Origin of the sequence: Micromonospora sp. D75 (genome assembly GCF_018070405.1) — a bacterium.
Lineage (GTDB): Bacteria > Actinomycetota > Actinomycetes > Mycobacteriales > Micromonosporaceae > Micromonospora > Micromonospora chalcea.
The window spans coordinates 1-5,454 of sequence record NZ_JAGPXV010000404.1; the positions used below are offsets into that span (position 1 = coordinate 1).

Genomic DNA, 5,454 nt, shown 5'->3' on the forward strand with positions numbered 1-5,454 from the left:
CAGGCGGAGCACCTCGTCGAGCGTGAACGAGTACGCGGCCGTCTCGTCCCAGTACGACATGACGTTGCCGTCGGGCAGCTCGGTGTCGACGTACACCAGGCCCTGGGCCCGGATGGTCTCGTCCCAGCCGGGGCGCGGCGTGCTGGCCTCGCGGCGCACGTCAGCCGCCGCAGGAGGCGAGGTGGCTGCCGAAGCCGCCGCGCTCGGGCAGCGCGGCGGTCGTCGGGGCCGGCTCGCCGCGCGCGGCGGTGGCGGTCGCCGGCACACGCAGGGCGACCGCGACGGTGTCGCCGCCCCCGCCGGCCGGTCCGAGCGCGCAGTCGTCATCGTCGTCGTCGTAGCCGTTGTTGCAGCCGGAGAGCGCGAGGGCGAGCGCGGTTAGCGCGCCGAGCTGCACGGAGGCCGAGCGGAGCCGCCGCCGGGGGTGTCGTCGATCCACGTGAACGTTGTAGCCGATCGACGCCAGCCGGGGGTGCCCGCCCCGGGTCCGCGCGCCGACCCGAGCGGGCCTCGGACGCGCCCGGCGGAGGGCCGGTGATGAGCGTTACGCTCGGCTCATGCTCCGTTCCGTCATCCTCGCCGCCTCCCGGTCTTCCCAGGTGGAGCGGCTCGTCGCGACGGCCCCGTTCACCCGGGACGTCGTCCGCCGGTTCGTCGCCGGCGCCGCCACCGACGACGCGCTGCGCGCCACCCGCGAGCTGGTCGCCGACGGCCAAGCGGTCACCCTCGACTACCTGGGCGAGGACACCACCACCCCGGAGCAGGCGAACGCCACCCGGGACGAGTACCTCACGCTGCTGAGCCGGCTCGGCGCCGCCGGGCTCACCCCGGCCGCCGAGGTCAGCGTGAAGCTGTCCGCGCTGGGCCAGATGTTCGACGAGCATCTCGCGTACGACAACGCGCGGGCGATCTGCGCGGCGGCCGAAGCGGCGGGCACCACTGTCACGCTGGACATGGAGGACCACACCACCACCGACTCGACGCTGGACATCCTGGCGAAGCTGCGCAAGGACCACCCGTCGACCGGGGCGGTGCTCCAGGCGTACCTGCGGCGGACCGAGTCGGACTGCCGGGAGCTGGCCTCCGCCGGGTCGCGGGTGCGGCTGTGCAAGGGCGCGTACAAGGAGCCGGAGTCGGTGGCGTACCAGTCGGCCCGCGAGGTGGACAAGTCGTACGTGCGCTGCATGAACGTGCTGATGTCCGGCGACGGCTACCCGATGCTCGCCACGCACGACCCGCGGCTGATCGCGATCGGCGAGGACCGCGCCCGCTGGTTCGACCGCGACCCGGCCCGGTTCGAGTTCCAGATGCTCTACGGCATCCGGCCGGAGGAGCAGCAGCGCCTGGTCGGCGAGGGCTACACGGTGCGGACCTACGTCCCCTACGGCGACCAGTGGTACGGCTACCTGATGCGCCGGCTCGCGGAGCGCCCGGCGAACCTGGCGTTCTTCGGCCGCGCGGTGCTGTCGAAGAAGTGAGTCAGTCGTTCGACCAGGCCCGGGTGCACAGCACGAGGCGGTAGCCGTCCGGGTCGGCGAACGCGGCACCCCACCTGTCCCAGTACGGGCCGGCGGAGACCCTGGTCCCGCCGGCCCGTTCCAGTCTCGGGACCAGTTCGTCGTCGGGTGGTCCGTCGAGGTAGAGCACGAAGGGGTCCTCGCCGGTGGGGCGCGGCTCGACCGCGAGCGTCGAGCCGCCGACCAGTTCCAGGTGCCAGCCGGCCCCGGGCAGGCCGAGCATCACCAGGTCGCGGCTCGGGCGGGCGAGGCGTACGTGGGTGTCGGCGGTGATCGGCATGCCGGGATCGTGCGACCTCATCCCGGGTTGAGGTCAAGCTTGACGCGGTCTGGCTAACAGCATTAGCTTTAAGGCTATGACAGTTAGCCAGGTGGCGCGGGACGGCGGCACGATCGCGTACGAGGTGCACGGATCGGGCCCGCTCGTGGTGCTCGCGCACGGCATGGGGGAGAACCGGGCCGCCTTCCGGCACCTGACGCCCCGGCTGGTCGCGGCCGGCTACCGGGTGGCGGCTGTCGACGTACGCGGGCACGGCGACTCCAGCCCGCGCTGGCCCACGTACGCCCCGGAGCACGTCGGCGGTGATCTGCTCGCCGTGGTGCGGGCGCTCGGCGGAGGCCCGGCCACCCTGGTCGGCAGCTCCTCCAGCGGCGCGGCAGTGGTCTTCGCCGCGGCCGAGGCGCCGGAGCTGGTCAGCGGCATCGTGCAGGTCAGCCCGTTCGTCGGCACGCCCAAGCCGAACCCGCTGATGCGGGCCGCGCAAGCCGTCGTGCTGCGCAGCCCTCGGCTGTTCGGGCTGTTCCACCGCACGCTGTTCCCCTGCGGGCGCCCGGCGGACGACGCCGCGTACCGCAAGGAGCTGGTCGCCAAGCTGCGCGGCCGGATGGCCGCCGTGCGCGGCGTGGTCGCGCCGGCCGACCCGCACTGGACCGCGCGGGCCCGCGACGTGAACCGGCCGGTGCTCGTGCTGATGGGCGCCAAGGACCCGGACTTCCCCGACCCCGGCGCGGAGGCGCGGGCCGCGCGACGACTGTTCGCCGTCGCCGAGGCGCGCATGATCGCCGACTCCGGCCACTACCCGCACGCCGACCAGCCCGACGCCACCGCCGCCGACCTGGTCGAGTTCCTGGCGGTGACCGCGCGTGCCTAGGGCCGGCCTGACCCCGGCCACAGTCGTGCGGGAGGCCGCCGTGCTCGCCGACGAGGTCGGCTACGAGAAGCTGACGCTGGCGGCGCTCGCCGCTCGCCTCGGCGTCGCGTTGCCCAGCCTCTACAAGCACGTGCGCGGCGTGGACGCCCTGCACCAGCAGCTCGCCGTGCTCGCCACCGCCGAGATCGCCGACGTGCTCACCACCGCCGCCGCGGGCCGGGCCGGCGGCGACGCGTTGCGCGCCGTCGCCGCCGCCTACCGGGCGTACGCGCGGCAGCACCCCGGCCGCTACCCGGCCGCCCAGCGGGCGCCCGACCCGGCCGACGCCGAACACCTCGCCGCCGGTGAGCGCGCGGTCGGCGCGATCCGGGCGATCCTGCTCGGGTACGGCCTCGACAGCGACGACGCGATCGACGCGATCCGGATGTTCCGGGCCGCCGTACACGGCTTCGTCGCGCTCGAGGCGGCCGGCGGATTCGGGTTGCCCCGCGACACCGACCGTTCCTTCGACCAGCTGATCGCGGGCCTGGACCGCGCCTACCGTTCCTGGGGAGACCGATGACCGCGCTGCTGCTGGGCGTGATCTTCCTGCTGGAGCTGGCCCTGCTGGGCTCGGCCGGGTACTGGGGCTTCACGCTCGACGCCGGCTGGCCGCTGCGCCTGCTGGCCGGGCTCGGCGCGCCGCTGGTGATCGCCGTGGTGTGGGGACTGTTCTGCTCACCGCGCGCCGCCGTGACGCTGCCCGACCCGGCCAAGCTCGCCGTCCAGGCCGCCTGCTTCCTCACCGGCGGCGTGCTGCTCGCCCTGGCCGGTCATGCCGTGCCCGGCGTGGCCCTGGTGGCCCTCTGGACAGCCGACAAGGCCACGCTGACGCTGACCGGCACCCCGATCTGAGAGATCTTGGAAGAATTCGGTCCCTCTGGGGCCCTTTCCTTCCAAGATCTCGGAGCGCGGCGGAACAGCGGCGGGACTCTTTCCCGGAACGCCCGATTGGTCGTACCCTTCGCCGGTGACCGACGGCGACGAGCAGCCTCCCGGCCGGACGACGGACGGCGACGAGCATCGTCCCGCCGTCGATGCCGTCGATGCCGTCGATGCCGTCGACAAGGCGAGCGCCGCCGACGCGGTCGCGGCCAACGTCAGCGCCAACGCCAGCGCTGACGACACCCGCGCCGAGACCGCCCGCGCGGCTGACGCCGGCGCCGACAGCGCCGAGGTGGACGCCGCTGTCGCAACCATTGCACCGGCGCCGGACGCGGCGTCGTTGCCGCACCCCGTCGCGGTACCCGCGCCGTACCCCGTACCAATGGCGCACGTGGGCGAGCCGACGCGGGTGGTGCGGAAACGGCGGCGCTGGCCGCTCTGGACCGCGCTCGGACTCGCGCTCGGCCTGGTGGCGGGCGCGGTGCCCGGCGTGCTTTTGCGCGGGCCCGCGCCGGACGCGGCCGGACGGTCGGCCGCGAAGGGCGACCCGGGCACGGCGGCGCAGCGGCGGCTCGGCGAGCGGATGCTCGCGCTGCTGGACCGGCAGGCCACCGCGCTCGTCGGCGCCGACCGGGCCGGCTTCCTCGCCATCGCCGAACCGGCGGCGCGGCCGGCCCTGAGCCGGCGGTACGCGGCGCTGCGGGCGCTGCGCGTCACCGTGTGGCGGCCGGCCGCCGACGGGGTGCCGGAGGCGGCCGACGGGCAGCCCGGACAGTGGCGGCAGACGATCACAGTGGGGTACTGCTTCGTGGCGCCGGACTGCGCGCCGAGCACTGTGGAGCTGGACGCGCGCTGGCGGCTGGTGGGGGAGGAGCCCCGGCTGACCGCGCTGGAACCGTCCGGCACGGACCCGGCCGGCGTCCGGCCGTGGCAGGCGAACGACCTGGCCGTGACGGTCGGGAAGCGGGTGGTGGTGGCCACCACCACCGCCCAGCGGAGCAAGCTGCCCGGCCTGCTCGCCCAGGCCGAGGCGGCCGCCCGGGTCGCGGACCGGTACGCGGTCGGCGACGCGCGGCCGGACCGGTATCTCGTCTACTACGCCGGGAAGACCGAGTGGCGGCGCTGGTACGGCGGTGGCCGGCCGAAGTGGACCGCCGGGTACGCGGTCGGCGTCGGCGGTGGACGCCACGACGTCGTGCTCAACGCCCAGACCGTCACCCCGGACGGCGTCGACGACCTGCTGCGGCACGAACTCACCCACGCCGCCTCGCTGCCCGACCGGGGGTACGCCGACCGCGCCGACTGGTGGCTGGTGGAGGGGCTGGCCGAGTACGCCGGGGCCGACGGCCAGCCGGTCCACCGCTACGAGGGACTGACCGAGGTGCGCGACCTGCTGCGCGGCGGCTGGTCCGGGCGGCTGGAGGCGGTGGCGCCGGAGGCGGACGCGAGTGACAGCCGGGTCGGCGGCGCCTACGGCGTCGGCTACCTGGCCGTGCGGCACCTGGTCGACCGCTACGGCGAGCAGCGGATGCTCGACTTCTACCGGGCCGTGGTGCACGAGCGGCGGTCACCGGCGCAGGCCGCCGACGAGGTGCTCGGCGACCCGTGGTCGATGCTGCACGACGTGTGCGTCGCGTACGTGCGGGCCGTCGTCGGCTGACACGTCGACGCCTGTCGACGGGGTCGTAGCATGGGCCGGGTGGCCCGCACTCCCTCGCCGCGGCTGCCCGCGGCCCGCCGCCCCCGTCTCGTCACCGCGCTGCTCGCCGTCGTCGCCCTGACCGGCACGACCGCCGCCTCCTGCGGCGACGACGCCCCGGCGGTGACTGTCGCCGAGGTGGGCCGCGCCCCGGTCAGCGAGG

The 5,454-nt window shown here is 75.1% G+C and carries 7 protein-coding genes and 2 pseudogenes; 6 read left to right on the forward strand and 3 right to left on the reverse strand.

The features are described 5' to 3' along the window. Window positions 1-159, reverse strand: a pseudogene (locus KBX39_RS34105) (glutathionylspermidine synthase family protein); the annotation flags it as partial. Window position 160: 1 nt separating this feature from the next. After that, on the reverse strand, window positions 161-439 hold the full coding sequence (locus KBX39_RS21675; protein ID WP_223201299.1) for a hypothetical protein: 279 nt from the start codon (window positions 437-439) through the stop codon (window positions 161-163). A gap of 118 nt (window positions 440-557) precedes the next feature. On the opposite strand from KBX39_RS21675, the gene KBX39_RS21680 reads away from it, so the two are divergent. After that, window positions 558-1,478 carry a proline dehydrogenase family protein gene (locus KBX39_RS21680; RefSeq protein WP_064446685.1) on the forward strand — a complete coding sequence of 307 codons (921 nt, stop codon included), beginning with the start codon at window positions 558-560 and terminating at the stop codon, window positions 1,476-1,478. A 1-nt stretch (window position 1,479) separates the two neighbouring features. Here KBX39_RS21680 and KBX39_RS21685 read toward each other — a convergent pair whose 3' ends face one another. Continuing rightward, window positions 1,480-1,797, reverse strand: a complete 318-nt coding sequence (locus tag KBX39_RS21685; protein ID WP_043328077.1) for a glyoxalase/bleomycin resistance/dioxygenase family protein — start codon at window positions 1,795-1,797, stop codon at window positions 1,480-1,482. Window positions 1,798-1,873: 76 nt separating this feature from the next. Here KBX39_RS21685 and KBX39_RS21690 point away from each other — a divergent pair, with 76 nt between their 5' ends. From KBX39_RS21690 to KBX39_RS33495, 5 genes and pseudogenes are all read left to right on the forward strand, one after another. After that, a complete protein-coding gene (locus tag KBX39_RS21690) occupies window positions 1,874-2,668 on the forward strand; it encodes an alpha/beta fold hydrolase (RefSeq protein ID WP_210872222.1) in 795 nt (264 codons plus the stop codon). Then, window positions 2,661-3,230 carry a TetR-like C-terminal domain-containing protein gene (locus KBX39_RS21695; RefSeq protein WP_210872224.1) on the forward strand — a complete coding sequence of 190 codons (570 nt, stop codon included), beginning with the start codon at window positions 2,661-2,663 and terminating at the stop codon, window positions 3,228-3,230. Before KBX39_RS21690 ends, KBX39_RS21695 begins: the two co-directional genes overlap by 8 nt. Continuing rightward, complete coding sequence (locus tag KBX39_RS21700) at window positions 3,227-3,562, forward strand: YrdB family protein (protein WP_210872226.1); 336 nt, start codon at window positions 3,227-3,229, stop codon at window positions 3,560-3,562. Before KBX39_RS21695 ends, KBX39_RS21700 begins: the two co-directional genes overlap by 4 nt. Before the next feature lie 115 nt (window positions 3,563-3,677). Further along, entirely contained in the window at window positions 3,678-5,252 is a 1,575-nt protein-coding gene (locus KBX39_RS21705) for a hypothetical protein (RefSeq protein ID WP_210872228.1), read from the forward strand. Window positions 5,253-5,282: 30 nt separating this feature from the next. Next, window positions 5,283-5,454 (forward strand): annotated as a pseudogene (locus KBX39_RS33495) (efflux transporter periplasmic adaptor subunit); the annotation flags it as partial.

What these genes read in the sequence shown, in the direction of transcription:
- KBX39_RS21700 (WP_210872226.1), top strand. Translation starts at nt 3,227, where the DNA reads ATGACCGCGCTGCTGCTGGGCGTGATCTTCCTGCTGGAGCTGGCCCTG.
- KBX39_RS21685 (WP_043328077.1), bottom strand. Translation starts at nt 1,797, where the DNA reads ATGCCGATCACCGCCGACACCCACGTACGCCTCGCCCGCCCGAGCCGC.
- KBX39_RS21690 (WP_210872222.1), top strand. Translation starts at nt 1,874, where the DNA reads ATGACAGTTAGCCAGGTGGCGCGGGACGGCGGCACGATCGCGTACGAG.
- KBX39_RS21680 (WP_064446685.1), top strand. Translation starts at nt 558, where the DNA reads ATGCTCCGTTCCGTCATCCTCGCCGCCTCCCGGTCTTCCCAGGTGGAG.